The sequence below is a fragment of the Solibacillus sp. FSL H8-0538 genome, assembly GCF_038003525.1.
GTDB lineage: Bacteria > Bacillota > Bacilli > Bacillales_A > Planococcaceae > JBBOPI01.
The window spans coordinates 160,698-177,785 of sequence record NZ_JBBOPI010000001.1 but is presented as its reverse complement, the minus strand read 5'-3'; the positions used below and the strand labels follow the sequence as shown (position 1 = coordinate 177,785).

Genomic DNA, 17,088 nt, shown 5'->3' with positions numbered 1-17,088 from the left:
ATAATTTTCTGTAATAACACTACTCATTCGGTTTATATTAGAAAGACACATCTCGCGCAGTATAGGGCGAGATGATGTCCTTACTTATGTAGATAAGAAAGTTATACTTTCTTATCTACCAAAGAAAAAAGCCCGTATAACACTACCTTTATTGCCAATCCTTGCGCAACATCCCGTAGACGATGTGATCGACATAATGATCGTATAACCATTCCGCACTCCGAATCATACCTTCTTGTGTATAGCCTATACGTGCTGGAATCGCCCGGCTCTTCACATTTCCCTCTGCTACATGGATTTCGACTTTATGTAAACCGTAATGCTCAAAGGCAATCGCTGTCATCGCTTTAACCGAGCGCGTCATAATTCCTTTGCCCTGTGCCCCTTCAGCAAGCATATAGCCAATTTGCGCGGTTTTATTGGACCAATTAATCGAATTAAAACCAATTTTCCCAACAATCTTCCCTTTATAAACAATTGCAGTATCAAGTGCTTCATTTTTAGCAAAGCGCTGTAAATTTAGCTCCGTAAATTGACGTGTTATTTCTGGCCCAATTGTCGTATCCAACCAGCCAAGCCATTCACGTAAATGCACGCGCGACCCATCAATCATGTCATAAATTTCTTCCGTATCATGTGTTGTCACTAATTTCAGGCTAAGTTCTTCATCAATTTGATAATAAAACAAATTCGTCACTCCCCTTTTATAGAAAAAAACAGCGGCAAAAAACACGCCACTGCTAAAATTTATAATTTAAACTGACTCACAGCAATACGAAGCTCTTTGGCCATTTCCGATAGCTCGTCTGCTTGCTTACTCATTTCGTCTACTGTTTGAAGTTGTCCTTCTGTTGAGTTCGTTACATCATGCACATAGCCTGCTGCCGCACTAACTGATGCAGACATTTCCTCCATTGAAGCGGAAACTTCTTCAGTATTGGCGCTCATTTGCTGTGCAGAACCGCTTAATTGTTCTATTTCATGTGTAATTCGTGAAACTGCCTCAACAATTTCTTCAAAGCGCTGTTCTAATAAATGAATTGATTGTAAGCCTTGTTCTACATTATCTTCCCCTGATTCAGCCGCTTGCACTGCTTGCTCTGTATAATGCTGTACTTTTTGGATCAGTGCATTAATCTGTGCGGCAGAATGTGCGGTTTGCTCTGAAAGCTTACGAACCTCCCCGGCTACTACGGCAAAGCCTTTACCTGCGTCACCTGCACGTGCTGCTTCAATCGATGCATTTAGTGCTAGTAAATTCGTTTGGTCTGAAATATCCGTAATCATTTTTGAAATTAAACCAATTTCCAGCGATTCTTTTTCAAGCTTACGAATGACTTCGAGTTCAACCTCAGTTCCTTGTTGAATGGCTGTCATTTGCCCTATGGAATGACGAACTGCACCATGCCCTTCACGTACTTTTCGTTCGATAAACTCTGTATGCTCTGCAACGGTACTCGCCACTTCTGCCACTTGCTGCACACCTAATGCCATTTGTTCCATTGCTGTTGCACTTTCCTCCGCCATTTTAGCCTGAGCAATAGAGCCACTTTCGACTTCCGCAATGGATACTGAAATCATTTTGGCTTTTTCCGTTACAGCGTTCACATCGCCCATTAAGTCACACGATGCTTCGCTCACATTCATCGCATTTTTATTAACTTGCGTAATCATTTCCTTCATATTGCTTACGACTTTGGCTAACGCGCGTGAGAGGACACCGAGTTCATCCTTACGCTTGCTATATTTTTCCGATGTTTCCTGTGTGAAATCACCTTGCGCAATATATTCGCTTAACTGTACGACTTGCTTGATGGGATTGCTAATCGAACGTGAGACGAAAACTGCAAAACCAAAGCCCACAATTAACACAAGAATAGTTGAAATGGCTAATTCTTTTTTCAACCCATTTAATCCCACGAGCATTTCATCCTTCACCGCAGTTACAGCCATCGTCCAGCCATTATCTAGTGAGTGGTAGCCCATATAGTGCTCGGCTCCATTTGAATGCGTAAACTCAAAAAATCCTGATTCATTTGAAATCATTTCTTGAATGGCTAATGCTTCACCTGTCATTTCACCAGATTCTTTAGCTTGTGTCAAAAAGTTTACTTGATCCTTCACGTATGCATCGTTTTTATGCCCCTGGATTGTCCCATCTTCACTAACAATTATGGCATAACCTGTTTCGCCAGCTGAGATTTCCGCAATGACCGATGATAAGAAATAACCGTCAATACGTGCAAGAAGCAGTGCCTTTTCACCCGTTACCGTATTAATTGGCGTCGCGATCATAATGACCGGCTCGCTTGTCACACGACTAATTATAATATCCGACATCGCTGTCTCGCCCTTAAAGGCATTAATAATATATTCACGGTCAGCTAAATCCGCTGTCGTACCATCTGAATAATGAGATGTCCCGCTTTCATCCACAATACCAAACGCTAAATAATCCTCACTCTTTGCAATGCGTTCATTTAAATAGGCAAACTGCTCATTTAAATTCATGTCCTGAATAACGCCTTGCTCTGCAATACCTTCCACTTCCACATATGTACGTTTAAAAAACTCCTCAATATAATGTGAAACGTCCTTAGCCTTCCATTCAAGATTCGTTTTCACCTGTTCCTTTAATGCATTTGAACTATTATAATAACTTGATACTCCTAGTACTGCGCACGTTAATAACAAAAGAATAATAATAGAAGTAGTTAACTTTCCTCCGATACCTTTTAATCTCATAGTGGCTCCTCCTACAAAATTTACTCGTTCTAACCAATTTTTATTTAGTAATGCGCTTTCTTTATCACTTATTCCATATTAATCATATAAAAATAAAAGAAAATAGTAAACATCTTTTACCAATTAATCCAGTTTAATTTCAGTAATAAATACCTAATATATGTGAAATAAATTAAAAAGACGTCACAAATAATTGTAACGTCTGCTTTTACATTATTTTGATTGTAATTCCATGACAATAATCTCAGGTAAATTAAAGATGCGGAATGGGAACATACTATTTCCAAGGCCACGGCTAATAACCATTGTTGTTTCATTGCCTTCAAAAACTCCTGCTGAATACGTTGGAAATAAACCTTGTGACGGTGCGACAAGTCCGCCAATAAACGGTAGACGAACTTGACCACCATGCGCATGCCCTGTAAATACTAAATCCATTTCTTGATTCACATACGCATCGAACTGCTCTGGCCGATGTGATAGCAACAAGGTGAAATCTTCATCACTAATAGTATCTGTTGCTTCGTCAAGCATATCTGGAACGGATTTGCCCATTAACGGATCCTCTATACCGACAATCGCCAAACGCTCCCCGTGGCGTTCAAAAACGACTGCTTCATTCGGTAATACGCGTACTCCAAGGTTAGTAAGTGCGTTATAAATTTCGTCCACCTTATTTAGCGCCACTTCATGATTCCCGAGCACATAATACACATCCGCAATATCCACAAATTGCTCCACTGCTAGTAAACTATTCTGTAAATCATATCTGTTACTATCGACTAAGTCGCCTGTAATGAAAATTGCGTCCGGATTGGTAGCCATCACTTTTTCCACTAGTTGACTTTGATTATCTCCGAATGTTGCATCATGCAAATCGGTTACTTGTGTAATACGGTAGCCATCAAAGCTCTTAGGCACCTTTTGCGATTCGTACGATAATTCAGTGGTCACTATCCAATGATTATTCACATACAAGAAAACATACGTAGCTAACGCAATAACAATAACTTTCAATACCTTCTTCATTACAGTTCGCTCAATTCATTATTAATTATATAAGTAGGAAATCAATCCACTGTTATCAATAATATTGATATGTTTCGGAACATTCAAGTGTAACATTTGCTGACCTACTAAAGAATTGAAATTTGAACTGCTTTTTGGCCAAATATTAATGTAATGATTTTCATAGTAATTATCTAGAATTTGAATTTTTGAATAGAGAGAGTAATATTTCAACTCAATCCCATCCTCTTTTACATACAGCGCGCTGTCATCGAATGTACTACCGATTAGTGGTACTTCACTGGAGACATCGATACCCGAAACAATATGCGGGAACAAATAGGAATCCGCTAGTATTTCGTTTGACTCGGGATCATCGCGCCATGTTACATATACTTTCGTCGAATAAGATTTCTCGTCAATATATACCGTTAATTCATTAGTTGGCAGCACATAGCTGCGTTGCTTCTTCAAATAATCCGGGTTAATTTTTTCTAAATCGTTGTTTTCCACAAACGTTTGCATTTCAACATACTCTTCTTGTACTTGCCGAACCTTTTCCTCTGAAAGAATTTTTGTATGATTATCCGACATGATAGCGAGTCCAATAAACGAAATCACGCCCACCCCAATATATACACCAATAAATGTAAAAACACGCTTAGGCGTCCAAATTTTAAAGCGTGATAGCACATTACGAGTCACAATAATTATCGCCGGAATGAACATCACTGAAAGTAACAAGACTAACCAATTCATACTCGCTTCACCTCCTTACGACTTGTAAGTACCATGGAAACAACAAATAACAATACCGTCGCAACGAATGCTTTTAATAATAACTCTGCCGTACTTGTGCCAAAAAAGAATTTCGTAATAGCAACTACATGCTCGATATATGCGATTAGTAAGTAAAACAACGCTACACCTAGGACTAAAATAAACGCTTTTGATAGATGCAGTAATGAGCTAATAAAATACCCAGCCGCACAAGAAAGAACGGTCAACATGAAAAATAATAGGATGGATTCTAGATTGATCATTGAATGCGGCATAACTATATTTATATCGGTAAATAGAATACGAACAAAAAAGATGGTGCTAAGTGAGCTGAATGCAGTCAACGTAGCTAACGCACATAAACAAATACAAAACAGTACCGTTGACATACTGGCCGTCCATCTTGTCGTCACAATCGAAAAATTATCCTGTGTGAGACTTGTCGTTGCGAGCGTCCACCCTAAAATAAATAGCGAAAACACACTTACGATCAGTAAATAATCAAAACTATAAAACCGATGTTCAACATACAAATTACCAAGCCCACTACCTGTCATTCCTGTAAAATCCATCGACAAAATTGAGAAAATAAATTGCACAATAATAATCGTATACAGTGTCGAGCTAAACGTCGAAAATTTCCACTTCAGCTGCTGCCAAGTATTTTGAACCGCGCTCACATTAGTTAAAGACATCATCAATTCCCCCCTTCGTTTTACTCGTTAGGAACTTGCACACATCACTCGCAGAAACCGGCTGTACTTGAATACCCGCTACTTCAGGCAGTGAAAATTTTTCAGCAGTGACAACTACTTCATAAAATGGTCCTGTCTCTTTTTCAAATAAAATCGTTGCCTCTTTAATAAACGTTTCAATTTGCTCCTTTTGCCCTGTTAAACGCACAGCCATTTGCTGTACATCCTCAAGCGATTCATGCATTTTCACCTGCCCCTCATCAATAAGTATGATTTCTTCTATGAGGTGGTCAATTTCATTTAAATGATGGCTTGAAATAAGGATAAGGCGCGGAAATGCAATGTACTCTTTCAAAATTGCGCGGTACATATCAGTGCGAATCGCTTCATCCATCCCATTCATTGGCTCATCCAGTAATGTAATCGGTGAACGCGTTGCCAAGGCATAAACTAAATTAAACGTCGATTTTTGCCCCTTCGATAATTTATGGTGATAACTTTTTGGAAGAATATGTGCATACTCCAATAATTGTATCGCCAATTTCCCGTCGAAATTTGGATAGAAATTCTTTGCGCTTCTACAAATATCTTGTAATGTGAGTGCCGGTGGAAAGGACATTCCTTCCTCTATAAATATCGTATTCGCTGCCACCGTTAAATTATTGAACGGCTTTCGATCAAACAACATTGCTCCCCCGTTTGTCGGCTTTAAGTGACCGGCTAAAATTCTAAGCAGCGTCGATTTTCCTGTACCATTGCGCCCAATAAGTCCAATAATTTTCGGCTCCTCAATTTGAAACGAAATATTTTTTAATACATGGTTACCACGATACTTTTTCTGTAATTGCTCACATCGAATCATTCGTCACACCTCCTTTTGTACGCGTTGTATAAGCTCGAGAAGCTCCTCATCTGAAACAGCGAGTCTTTTTGCCTCCAGCACAATTTCCCGTGCCATTTTATTTAATGTGTCATTTCGGCGTGTTGCCAAAATTTGATCTTTTGCGTTTTCGGTTACGAACATGCCAAGTCCCCTTTTCTTGTACAAAATTTCGTTTTCCACTAAAATCGTTAAACCCTTACCCGCCGTTGCTGGATTTATATTAAATAGCTCCGCCAGCTGATACTGCGAATATACTTTGCCATCTGCGACTAAACGCCCCGCAAGTATTTCATTTTCCAGCCATTCAGCAATTTGCATATAAATCGGCGTCGTACTATCCCCATTGAAATTCAATTAGAAGCCCCCTTTCTTTTTGTTATTTAGTGCATTACTGTTGTAATGTACTATACTATTCTGAATTATTTGTGTCAACTCGTAGTAAATATGTTTAATTTATGGTTTTCAGTAATTATTAGGATAATCAATATTAATTAAGCGTTTTTGGAAAAGGATTGATCATTTTTCACACACAATTGATCACTTATGTGGATGAGCGAGTTATACTTTCTTATTCACTAATAAAAAGCCCTCTCCCAATAACCCGAAGAAAGCTCTCATTTACCCAACTACCACGGCCACGGCCACGTACAAGTCTTTCTGGATTTTGTTCAAAGTACAAATTGCCCGTAATATTTTTGCTTTCCAATATGCAAAAGAACTATTCCATCATTAGTATACAATCGATTTGAAATTTACCGCTTGCATCATCATTACGTTCATTTCAAGCGATCTCAATTGTTCTGCGACAATAGGAAATCGCTCCCTCATAAAATATTTTCTTATTTCCTCAACTCCTTTATTTTATCTCTCCACCATGCTCCTAAAATTAATTATCAACAATTCCATCCACAACCTAAAGTTCTCCACAGAGTTATCCCCGATTCCATAAGTTGCCCACAAGCAGATGAGCAATTTACGACGAAAGTTAGAAAACTTATCCCCAAAACACAAAAAACACCCACTTTTGTAAGTGAGTGTGGATAACATTTTTTATTTTTTTGTGGATTCATCCACAGGCATTTCAGCAGAAGCATCTAAAACTTCTTTTTCTTTCAAATTCCGAACCTCATCGCCAAATAACACAGGTTTTAAAGCGTCCGCTCCTGAACCTTCCGCTAGTGGTACGCGTGAGCGATAGGCAGCCCGACACACTAAATGGCCTGCAACGGGAGCTGTAATAAACACAAAAATAATTCCTAAAATTAATCGGATACTCACAAAGCCATCATGAAACCAAAAGTAAATAAAAGCACCAAGCAAGCAGCATAATACCGATAATGTTGCACTTTTAGTGGCAGCATGCGAACGCGTATAAACGTCCGGCAGGCGAATCATGCCGAACGCACTAATGACACTAATAATGGAGCCAAATAAAATTAATACTACGGCAAACCATTCAATCGTTTGATTTACGCTCAATGATTACACCTCTTTCAATGAATTTCGAAAAGGCGATTGTACCGATAAAGGCTAAAATTCCTAAAATTAAAATCGCTTCTAAAAAAGCTTTTGTTTGAAAAACAATTGAAATAATCGCAATTGCGGAAATTAAATTGACGCCAATTGTATCAAGCGCAATCGCTCGGTCCGGCAATGAAGGCCCTTTAATAACACGATATAAAGAAAGTGCGATGGCAACCATGAAAAATCCGAGCGAAACATATAAAATTTTCTCAATCATCGTGTCACCTCCATAATTGCCTGCTCAAATTTCCCGATTGAACGAATGACCGCTTCCTTCGATTCCTCTATATCCATTGCATGAATATAAAACAGATTCCCTTCCTCTGATACTTCCATCACGACCGAACCTGGCGTTAATGTAAGCAGTAAAGCAAGTACCGTCACTTCGTAATCACCTGAAAGCTCCGTTTCATACGTAAAAATACCCGGTGTTATTTTTAAATTGGGGGTTAATATTTGCTTCAACACAGACATGCTCGACATCAGTAGTTCACGAATAAAGAGGAAAATGAGCTTGAACACTTTTGCCATGCGTCGTAAGTAAAACTGTGTACCGAAAAATCGATGCATTGCATATAAAATGGCAATTCCGACTAAAAACCCGGTTACAAATGTGGAAAACTGCGCTTCTGGATCATCCTTTAGTAAAAACCATAGCGCCGCAATAAATAAATTTAATATAAATTGACCAAACATGCATACTCACCCTCCTTTATTCATTTGCATTTAGTACTGCATCTATATAAATAGAAGGATTCACTAACGTATGCGCTGCGTCCTCTACATAAACGGCTAAACCTTCTGCACCAACACCGAGACCCACAATACACATCGCGAGTAACACGAATGACACCATGGCACCACGCGGGATTGGCTTTGTTTCTTCATTACTAATAACCGTCTCTCCGAAAAATGATGCCAGGAAAATCCTTAGTAATGAATAGAGGACGATGACACTTGAAGCAAATCCGAGTCCTAGTAGTATGTAAGATTCGGCCTCAATTGCCCCTTGACCAATCAATACTTTGCCGAGGAAACCACTAAGCGGCGGGATCCCAGCAAGCGCGCACATGACGACAAAATACAGCCAGCCAAATAGCGGATAATTACGAATCAAGCCACTCATATTTTTTACAACAACCTCACCCGTTACATACACCATCGTCCCAATAATTAAAAAGAGTAATGCTTTCGCAGTCATATCATGTAGTAAATAATAAACCGCCCCAGCCATCGCACTCTCTGTCCCCACAGCAAGTCCAACTAAAATAAATCCAACGCCAATAATAACGTTATAAGAAGCAATTGTGCGTACGTCTTTTCCGGATAACGCGCCCATACAGCCCGCAAGAATCGTTGCAGCTGCCATTATGCCAAGAATCGTGTGCGTGACATCTGGATTAAGCGGGAACATAAGTGTAAACGTACGAAACAGCGCATAAATCCCGACCTTTGTTAAAAGTGCTGCAAATAATGCCTGCACAGCAGTTGGTGGCACACTGTAAGAGCCTGGTAGCCAGAAAAATAGTAGGAGCCCCGCCTTCAATGCGAAAACGATTAAAAATAAAATGGCTACAGTCGTTAGCATCGAATCTTGTCCTGCCTCTGCAACGCGCTGTGCAATATGCGCCATATTTAATGTTTTCACTGTACCGTAAAGATAGGCAAGCGCGACTAAAAACAACCAAGACGCGACAACATTAATTAAGACATATTTTAGTGCCTCGCGTAGTTGAATTTTCTCGCCACCAAGTGCAATTAACACGTAGGACGCGAGAAGCATCACTTCAAAACATACGAATAAATTAAAAATATCCCCTGTTAAAAAAGAGCCGTTCACCCCAGCAAGTAAAAATAAGACGAACGGATAAAAAAACATGCGCTCATGACGATGGCCAATTGTCGCAAAAGAATAAAGTAAACAAATCGCTGTCACAATACTTGCTGCCAGTACAAGTAACACAGAAAATGAATCCGCTACGAACAAAATTCCAAACGGGGGGGCCCAACCGCTAAAGTCCACTTTCAAAATGCCTTCAGTCTGAATTAACTGCAAGAGCACCACTGCAACGACACTCACAAATACCATCGTTACAAAACTGACAATACGCTGCAATTTTATATAATCACGTAAGAAAACAAGGAAAATGGCCGTTATGATCGGCACAATTAAAGGTAAAACAAGTATATTATTCATCTGATGGTCCTCCAAGCTCATGGAAATCGTCGGAACCATTCGTTAAATACATCCGGTATGCCAACACAAGGACAAATGCGGTTACAGCAAAACTAATGACAATCGCCGTTAAAATCAGTGCCTGCGGAAGCGCATCTGTATAAGGACCGTCCGACTGGCTAAGCAATGGGACATCCCCTTTTTTCAAGCCACCTACTGTCAAAATGAGTAAATGTACTGCATGTGAGAGGACAGCTGTTCCGATAATGACGCGCAAAACGGTACGCGAGAGGATTAAATAGGTGGCAACCGCAACGAGTATACCAACTAGTACTACCATTAAAGATTCCATACTACTCATCCTCACTTATACTTAAAATAATTGTCACTACTGTACCAACAACGGTTAACGCCACACCCGCTTCAAAAATGGTTACTGAAGATAAATGCGTTTTCCCTAAGATCGGCAAATGAAAATAACCAGCTGTTTGCGTTAAAAATGGCGCATCAAAGAATAATGAGCCAACCGCAGTTCCAGTCGCTAGTAGCACCCCAAATGCCGCTACTTTTTTAAAATCAAACGGCATGCCGCGGTGAACTGTTTCAATATCATACGTTAAATACAAAAGCACAATCCCGGAGCCTAGTACAAGCCCGCCGATAAAACCACCTCCAGGAGCATTGTGCCCTGCGAAAAATAAGTAAATGCCTAGCGTAAAAACAATAAACACAACGGCTTTTACAACTGTTCGTAAAATCACATCATTAATTTTCAACGTCCGCATCCCCCTTTTTCGCCTTTAGCTTAATGAGTGTGTAGACGCCAAGCCCTGCGATAAATAGCACAACGACCTCGAGCATCGTATCAAATGCACGGAAGTCTCCTAAAATCGTATTGACGATATTTTTCCCACCCGCTAAATTGTACGAGTCCTCAAAATACGCTGAAATCGGTTTAAACTTGTCATAATTCAAAACAGCTAGTCCAACAACCGTTACTGTTGCACCAACAGAAATTGAGATTGTTGCTTTTATTAGACGGATCATTTTTGACGCACGCTCAGGACGTAAATCCGGTAAAAACTTAAACGATAATAAGAATAATGCTGTTGTTACGGATTCTACAACGAGCTGTGTAAGTGCTAAATCCGGTGCACGGAAAATAACGAAGAAGAATGCTACTGAATAGCCAAGCACCCCGTTTAGTAACACCGCTGTAATGCGCGCCTTCGCAAAGAGTAGCGCAACCGCCGCAAAGATCATGACAAACACTAAAATGAGCTCATAGGATGCAACGGATGCATCATTAGACGGATCCCATGTAAAAACATCCGTCATAAAGCTATAGCCCACAACAATTGCCACAAAAAACAGAAAAATATAAATGAAGTAATACGTGATATTCCCGTTCATATAACGCCTTGTTAACGTACCTGAGAACTTCTCACTAAAGCCGATGATGCGCTCATAGTACGCATTGAACGAATACCTCTGAGGAAAAAGTTGATAGAGCGGGCGCCATTTTTTCAATGTTTTATAAAGAATTACCCCGACAACTACAACACCAAGCGTCATTAGTAGCTCTGTATTAATTCCATGCCACGCAGAAATATGAGGCGTAAGTTGAGATGATGATGGAAAGCCCGGATAAATACTTGCCATTGCCGGCTGCAAAATATAATGACCTAACACATTCGGGAACAAGAAAATCCCGACAACAAGGCTAATTAAAATAAATGGGGAGATCAGCATTCCAAATGGGGCTTCGTGTGGTGGATTTTCTAAACGCTCTGGCTTGACATCGCCTAGGAATGTGCGCGCTACAATAATTACGCTGTAAATAAATGTAAAAATACTCGCAAGCCACGCCACAATCGGGAACACTAACGCGAAGCTATCCAGTGCAAAAATATCTAAATTACCAATTGCCACCGTTGCTGCAAAGAACATTTCTTTACTTAAGAATCCATTGAACGGTGGTAACCCAGCCATCGAAAAGCTACCAATCACCGCAATCGTAAACGTAAACGGCATCAAGGCCATAAGCCCACCAAGGCGACGAATATCACGCGTACCGACCTCATGATCGACAATACCGACCATCATAAAGAGTGCACCTTTGAACGTTGAGTGATTAATTAAATGGAATAATGCCGCAAACGTCGCCTGTGTGTAAATAACAGACTCTGTACTGTAGCCTAAGTGCAATGCCGCAGAACCTAGACCAAATAAGCACATAATAAGCCCCAGTTGACTAACCGTTGAATACGCTAGTAATGCTTTCAAATCAAACTGGCGCACTGCATTAAACGACCCCCAAAATAGCGTGACAAGACCGATGCCACTCACTGCCCAGAACCACATTTCATGCCCACCAAAAATCGGTGTCGTACGTGCAACTAAGTAAATCCCCGCCTTTACCATCGTCGCTGAGTGTAAGTACGCACTAACTGGTGTTGGTGCCTCCATTGCATCCGGTAACCAAATATGGAACGGGAACTGCGCAGATTTTGTAAAGGCACCGAGTAAAACGAGTACCATAGCAGGAATAAATAATGTACTTTTCTGCACAACTTCAACGCTCGCTAAAATTTCTCGTATGCTAAAAGTTCCTGAAGCTGCATATAACATTAAAAATCCAGCAAGCATTGCAACGCCGCCGCTCACTGTGATGGTCATCGCCTTACGCGCACCCGCTCGAGATGCTTTTCGATGATGCCAAAACGCGATTAGTAGGAAGGAAGAAACACTTGTCAGCTCCCAAAATGCGTATAGCACGATTAAATTATCCGAAAACACGACGCCGAGCATCGCACCCATGAAAAGTAGTAAATAACAATAAAAATGATGTAGTGATTCTTTCGTTGATAAATAAAATATAGAATATAAAATAACTAAACTACCAACACCTGTAATGAGTAAACTAAATATCATACTCAGGCCATCTAAGTAGGTTGTTATATTTATACCGAATGAGGGGATCCACTCATATGTTTTAACAAATGTTTTGCCATTTGCAATTCGAGGGATATATGTAGCTAATAAAGTGAATAGTAGTACCGGAACCGCTAGCACGACCCAGCCAATGTGAAATTTTGAAAATCGCCTATATAAAAATGGTATAAACGCCGCGACGATAAACGGCAGTAAGACGGAAAACTGTATTGTCAAAAGCAAAAACCTCCTATTTCAAAGTAAAATCTATTCTTTTGTAGCGAAAATCGAATTATTGAAACACACTTGACTAACGATATAACTCACTTCATAATAATGTCTCATATGGACAAGAAAATTTTCCTAATAACTCAATAAAAATAAGGAATTATATACCAATATTGAATGTTTATAATAAAATTACTAAACTAAAATAAATATTACAAAATAAAGTATACAATACAACTGTGTACTATGCACTGTATTAGCCCTATTTTTAACTCATTTATGCTAAATTTCTCAAAATCCTCATGATTTCGATACATTATTATGAGAGAACGAAAGAATAAGAGGTGCGAACTAATATGAAACATATAAAAGGTCGTATGGACGAAAGTATTTTAGTTTGTGTGTACTACGGACTGAATGGAGAACGTCTTATTCGTAGAGGACATAAGCTAGCAACACTACTAGATTGCCCACTATACGTCATGACGGTTGATGCACAACCAATCGATGCATTTGATGCTGAAAAATCCCGCTACCTCGAACTTTGGAAACAGTTAACAGACGAATTGGAAGTTGAACAATTTATTGTGAAAGACAATGAACGTCGCCCAATTCAAAAAGTGATTACTGAAGTTGCCATAAACTACAATATTACACAAATTATCGTTGGCCAAAGCGCGCAAAGTCGTTGGGAGGAAATCACAAAAGGTTCTTTCCTGAACGTCTTACTAAAAGAAGTACCTTTCGTTGATTTTCATATCGTTGCGGTAAAACGTCCAACCGAGGATGAGATTTACGATACGTATGAAAAAGGTGTACGTGCTTACTTAATTAAGGATGGAGAAAGCTATAAAATCGGATTTTCTTGTCCAAAGTTTGCTTCACTGGAAGGCATTTTCTTCAAGGAAATTGGCACAGATTTTGATAATGGCATCTTCAAATTCACGTATAATAATAAAATGCATGAACTACATATTTCGGAGGGATTAGTTATCGATCCAAAACTCATCCCTGCAGCATGTCGCCCAACGATTTAGCGATCAAATAAAACTTCAAACAACGCGGCCTCTTCATCCCAGTTAAGTAGTCGAAGCCACCGGACATTTGCGGGAATTTGAACCCCAACACACGCGCTTAGTCCCTTACAATTATCTTAAAAAAGAGCCCGTAAAATCGCATTAAGATTTCACGGGCCTCTTATTATTCTACTATTTTAACTACTCAAAGCAGCCTTATCCTTCGGCAATAACAACGCCACTAACAACAATAAAGGTATTATTGAAACGATAATCATTGTAAAGCGAATACCGTACGAATCCATTAGCATGCCAATGACAATAGCACCGATTGCCCCCATGCCAAAAGATAGACCGACTGTAAGACCGGCCATTGTACCAATTTTACTTGGTACTAATTCTTGAGCGTAAACGACCGTCACCGAAAAGCTAATCATGATGAGCGTACCGATTACAATAAGGAAAACCGGCACAAGCCACATCGGTACATACGGCAGTACGAGACAGAACGGCAACGGAGCGACAACGGATAATAAAATAACGCTTTTCCGCCCGATTCGGTCAGAAAGCGGTCCGCCAAAAAATGTTCCGACCACGCCGCACGCCATAAATAAAAAGATTAACAGTTGCCCTGTTGTTACACTTACACCGTATTCCTCCATTAAATAAAACACGTAAAAACTCGTAATATTTGTAGTGTAAAACGAGCGTGCGAAAATGATTAAAAATAACAGCCCCAGTGCGATACCAACTTGTTTTTTTGATAATGGTGGCAATGAAGAAATGAGTACTTTTTTTACGTTTGACAGTTTTTCTGCCTCTAGCTGCTGCTTATACCAAGCTGCAATTTTCGTTAACATAAAAATGCCGATTGCTGTAAATACTAAAACAACTGAAGCAGCTTTCATTCCATACGGTAAGATTAAAAATGCACTAAGTAGCGGTGCTAACGCTTGCCCTGAGTTCCCACCTACTTGATAAATGGACTGAGCTAGTCCTCGTTTATTACCCGCGGCCATAAATGATACTCGAGATCCTTCTGGGTGAAAAATAGCCGAACCCATTCCTAAAAATAAAACGGACACTAAAATCATCCAGTACTGCTCGGATAAAATAAGAAATGACACCCCTAAAAACGAGCTAATCATTCCAATTGGTAATGCATATGGCATGGGTTTTTTATCCGTTACAAACCCCACAGCCGGCTGCAGTACAGAAGCAAACATATTTAACACAAAGGATATGAGCCCAAGCTGCGTGAATGTTAAACCGAGGTCACGCTCAAGTAACGGGAACATTGCCGGAATGACTGACTGCATCGTGTCATTAATTAAGTGACATACCCCAATGGCAACCATCACTGGAAAAACCGGGTTATTTAATTTTGCTGTTGCTGTAACTGTTGCCATGTGTACTCACGCCTTCTACTTAAATTTATTTCGTATAGCTTGTCCGCTCCTCGTGCATGCTAGTCACGAGGAGTGATGTGATGCTGGAACTAAACGTATGGGAAATGCTATTACGAGCAACTGGTGCATTTTTTGCAATATTACTGCTCGCCCGCATTATCGGAAAAAAACAATTAAGTCAGTTAACATTCTTTCATTATGTAACTGGTATTACTTTTGGTTCTATTGCCGCTGAAATTTCAGCGCAAGTAGAAACACCATTTTGGGACGGGCTCATTTCACTCGTTTGGTGGTCCATCTTAACGATGTTCGTCAGTTTTTTATCATTAAAATCAAAAAAAGCACGTGTATTATTCGATGATAAACCAATGATTGTCATGCAAAACGGTGTCATCGTAGCGGACAATTTAAAAAAAGCACGCCTTCATACAGATGAACTCACAATGCTATTACGCGAGCAAAGTATTTTTTCTGTCGATGAAGTGCTATACGCCGTATTTGAAACAAATGGCAACCTTAGTGTAATGAAAAAGCCTGCACAGCGCTCCGCCACTAAAGTTGATGTAAAAGCTGATGTGACCATGCCAGGTTTTCTTCCAACTGAACTGATTTCAGATGGTAAGATTATTTCAGAAAACTTAATTGAGCTTGATTTAACAGAAGATTGGCTATTAAAAAAATTAAAGAAGAAAAATATCGATTCGGTAGAGGATGTTTATTTTGCACAGGTTCTTGAAAACGGATCCCTTTATATCAGCCTGAGAGACAGCACGGGAGAATAACTTTCTCATCGTGCTCTCTCTTTTAGTCTACCTTCATAATATCAATCGGTGTTACAATACCGACCAATTTTTGATGCGGCTTGCCGTGCTCCGTGATCAGCAGTGCCTCAAAACGGCGCCCTCGCTCCACACCTTGTTTAAAAATTTCTTCTGCTTCGTAAATCGTTATGTACCGGCTAATAAATTTAAAGTTCATTTCGTTATTCTCATGATGTAAAATATCTAGAAGCGTTGGAATCTGCTTCGGTAAAATTTTACCTGTTATAAACGTGGCGAGCCAGTTTGTAATACCTACCGTTGTAATTAGTCCTTGAAAAACATGATCATCATATACAGGGAACTGTGTATATTTTTGTTTACGAATAGCCTTTAATACATTCTTTAGCGAATCTGTCGTTTGGAACGTCATAACTCGTTTGCGGAATAGCTGTCCTACTAGTTTTGGTTTCGCTAATACTTCATCAATACGTTCTATTTTTTCCACAACTTGCCCATGCGGCTCCGCAATTACAAAATCCATAGACGTGCGGTGATGTACAATTGCATTCCGTAAATCTGCATAAGAACGTAAATCATCTTCATATTTCCGGACGAGCGGATTTTTCTTTTTTGCTTGATCAATTAACCGGTAAAATGGCATAAAATCCTTCGCACCAATAATATCGCGTAATGTGTGATCTATCCGATTAAAAGCGGTTAAAAAACGATCTGAATTTTTCATTGTCATATTACCTACTTTCCTTCACAGCAAACAAAATTCAACTAAACTCAATTATATTCCTAATTTTCAAACATTTAAATAGACAAATAAAGTTGGCTCATAAAGATTTTAAGCCAACTCATTTATGCTACGAAATTTTGTGCCTACAGCCGCAAAAAGGCAACAAAGTAGTTTTAGAACTTTGTCA

The 17,088-nt window shown here is 39.6% G+C and carries 18 protein-coding genes; 2 read left to right on the top strand and 16 right to left on the bottom strand.

Annotated elements, in window-relative coordinates; all coding sequences use genetic code 11:
* Window positions 1–148: 148 nt before the first annotated feature.
* The 14 genes from MHH87_RS00860 to MHH87_RS00795 form a co-directional block, all read right to left on the bottom strand.
* Window positions 149–688: a GNAT family N-acetyltransferase gene (locus MHH87_RS00860; RefSeq protein WP_340747461.1), complete on the bottom strand. Its 540-nt coding sequence runs from the start codon at window positions 686–688 to the stop codon at window positions 149–151.
* A gap of 59 nt (window positions 689–747) precedes the next feature.
* Complete coding sequence (locus MHH87_RS00855) at window positions 748–2,745, bottom strand: methyl-accepting chemotaxis protein (protein ID WP_340747460.1); 1,998 nt, start codon at window positions 2,743–2,745, stop codon at window positions 748–750.
* A 213-nt stretch (window positions 2,746–2,958) separates the two neighbouring features.
* A complete protein-coding gene (locus tag MHH87_RS00850) occupies window positions 2,959–3,774 on the bottom strand; it encodes a metallophosphoesterase (protein WP_340747459.1) in 816 nt (271 codons plus the stop codon).
* Window positions 3,775–3,795: 21 nt separating this feature from the next.
* Window positions 3,796–4,512, bottom strand: coding sequence for a hypothetical protein (locus MHH87_RS00845; RefSeq protein ID WP_340747458.1), 717 nt, complete (start codon window positions 4,510–4,512; stop codon window positions 3,796–3,798).
* A complete protein-coding gene (locus MHH87_RS00840; protein WP_340747457.1) occupies window positions 4,509–5,228 on the bottom strand; it encodes a hypothetical protein in 720 nt (239 codons plus the stop codon). The genes MHH87_RS00845 and MHH87_RS00840 overlap by 4 nt, the downstream gene beginning before the upstream one ends.
* Window positions 5,215–6,090 carry an ABC transporter ATP-binding protein gene (locus tag MHH87_RS00835; RefSeq protein WP_340747456.1) on the bottom strand — a complete coding sequence of 292 codons (876 nt, stop codon included), beginning with the start codon at window positions 6,088–6,090 and terminating at the stop codon, window positions 5,215–5,217. The genes MHH87_RS00840 and MHH87_RS00835 overlap by 14 nt, the downstream gene beginning before the upstream one ends.
* A gap of 3 nt (window positions 6,091–6,093) precedes the next feature.
* Window positions 6,094–6,465 carry a GntR family transcriptional regulator gene (locus MHH87_RS00830; RefSeq protein ID WP_340747455.1) on the bottom strand — a complete coding sequence of 124 codons (372 nt, stop codon included), beginning with the start codon at window positions 6,463–6,465 and terminating at the stop codon, window positions 6,094–6,096.
* 696 nt (window positions 6,466–7,161) lie between these two features.
* Complete coding sequence (locus tag MHH87_RS00825; protein ID WP_340747454.1) at window positions 7,162–7,590, bottom strand: Na+/H+ antiporter subunit G; 429 nt, start codon at window positions 7,588–7,590, stop codon at window positions 7,162–7,164.
* Window positions 7,568–7,852, bottom strand: coding sequence for a Na(+)/H(+) antiporter subunit F1 (locus MHH87_RS00820; RefSeq protein WP_340747453.1), 285 nt, complete (start codon window positions 7,850–7,852; stop codon window positions 7,568–7,570). Before MHH87_RS00820 ends, MHH87_RS00825 begins: the two co-directional genes overlap by 23 nt.
* A complete protein-coding gene (locus tag MHH87_RS00815; protein WP_340747452.1) occupies window positions 7,849–8,331 on the bottom strand; it encodes a Na+/H+ antiporter subunit E in 483 nt (160 codons plus the stop codon). Before MHH87_RS00815 ends, MHH87_RS00820 begins: the two co-directional genes overlap by 4 nt.
* 16 nt (window positions 8,332–8,347) lie before the next feature.
* On the bottom strand, window positions 8,348–9,832 hold the full coding sequence (locus MHH87_RS00810; protein ID WP_340747451.1) for a Na+/H+ antiporter subunit D: 1,485 nt from the start codon (window positions 9,830–9,832) through the stop codon (window positions 8,348–8,350).
* Window positions 9,825–10,163 (bottom strand): Na(+)/H(+) antiporter subunit C, encoded by a 339-nt coding sequence (locus tag MHH87_RS00805; RefSeq protein WP_340747450.1) that lies wholly within the window; start codon window positions 10,161–10,163, stop codon window positions 9,825–9,827. Before MHH87_RS00805 ends, MHH87_RS00810 begins: the two co-directional genes overlap by 8 nt.
* A gap of 1 nt (window position 10,164) precedes the next feature.
* Window positions 10,165–10,587, bottom strand: coding sequence for a Na(+)/H(+) antiporter subunit B (locus tag MHH87_RS00800; protein ID WP_340747449.1), 423 nt, complete (start codon window positions 10,585–10,587; stop codon window positions 10,165–10,167).
* On the bottom strand, window positions 10,577–12,982 hold the full coding sequence (locus MHH87_RS00795) for a Na+/H+ antiporter subunit A (RefSeq protein ID WP_340747448.1): 2,406 nt from the start codon (window positions 12,980–12,982) through the stop codon (window positions 10,577–10,579). The genes MHH87_RS00800 and MHH87_RS00795 overlap by 11 nt, the downstream gene beginning before the upstream one ends.
* A 347-nt stretch (window positions 12,983–13,329) precedes the next feature.
* Between MHH87_RS00795 and MHH87_RS00790 the strand changes: the two genes are divergently transcribed.
* Window positions 13,330–14,010: a histidine kinase gene (locus tag MHH87_RS00790; protein ID WP_340747447.1), complete on the top strand. Its 681-nt coding sequence runs from the start codon at window positions 13,330–13,332 to the stop codon at window positions 14,008–14,010.
* 176 nt (window positions 14,011–14,186) lie between these two features.
* Here the strand turns inward: MHH87_RS00790 and MHH87_RS00785 are convergent, their stop codons facing one another.
* Window positions 14,187–15,398 (bottom strand): MFS transporter, encoded by a 1,212-nt coding sequence (locus MHH87_RS00785; protein ID WP_340747446.1) that lies wholly within the window; start codon window positions 15,396–15,398, stop codon window positions 14,187–14,189.
* Window positions 15,399–15,478: 80 nt separating this feature from the next.
* On the opposite strand from MHH87_RS00785, the gene MHH87_RS00780 reads away from it, so the two are divergent.
* The gene (locus tag MHH87_RS00780) at window positions 15,479–16,180 is read left to right on the top strand and encodes a DUF421 domain-containing protein (protein WP_340747445.1); all 702 of its coding nucleotides are present in this window, start codon (window positions 15,479–15,481) and stop codon (window positions 16,178–16,180) included.
* A gap of 22 nt (window positions 16,181–16,202) precedes the next feature.
* Here MHH87_RS00780 and MHH87_RS00775 read toward each other — a convergent pair whose 3' ends face one another.
* Window positions 16,203–16,901 (bottom strand): CBS domain-containing protein, encoded by a 699-nt coding sequence (locus tag MHH87_RS00775; RefSeq protein ID WP_340747444.1) that lies wholly within the window; start codon window positions 16,899–16,901, stop codon window positions 16,203–16,205.
* Window positions 16,902–17,088: the final 187 nt, after the last annotated feature.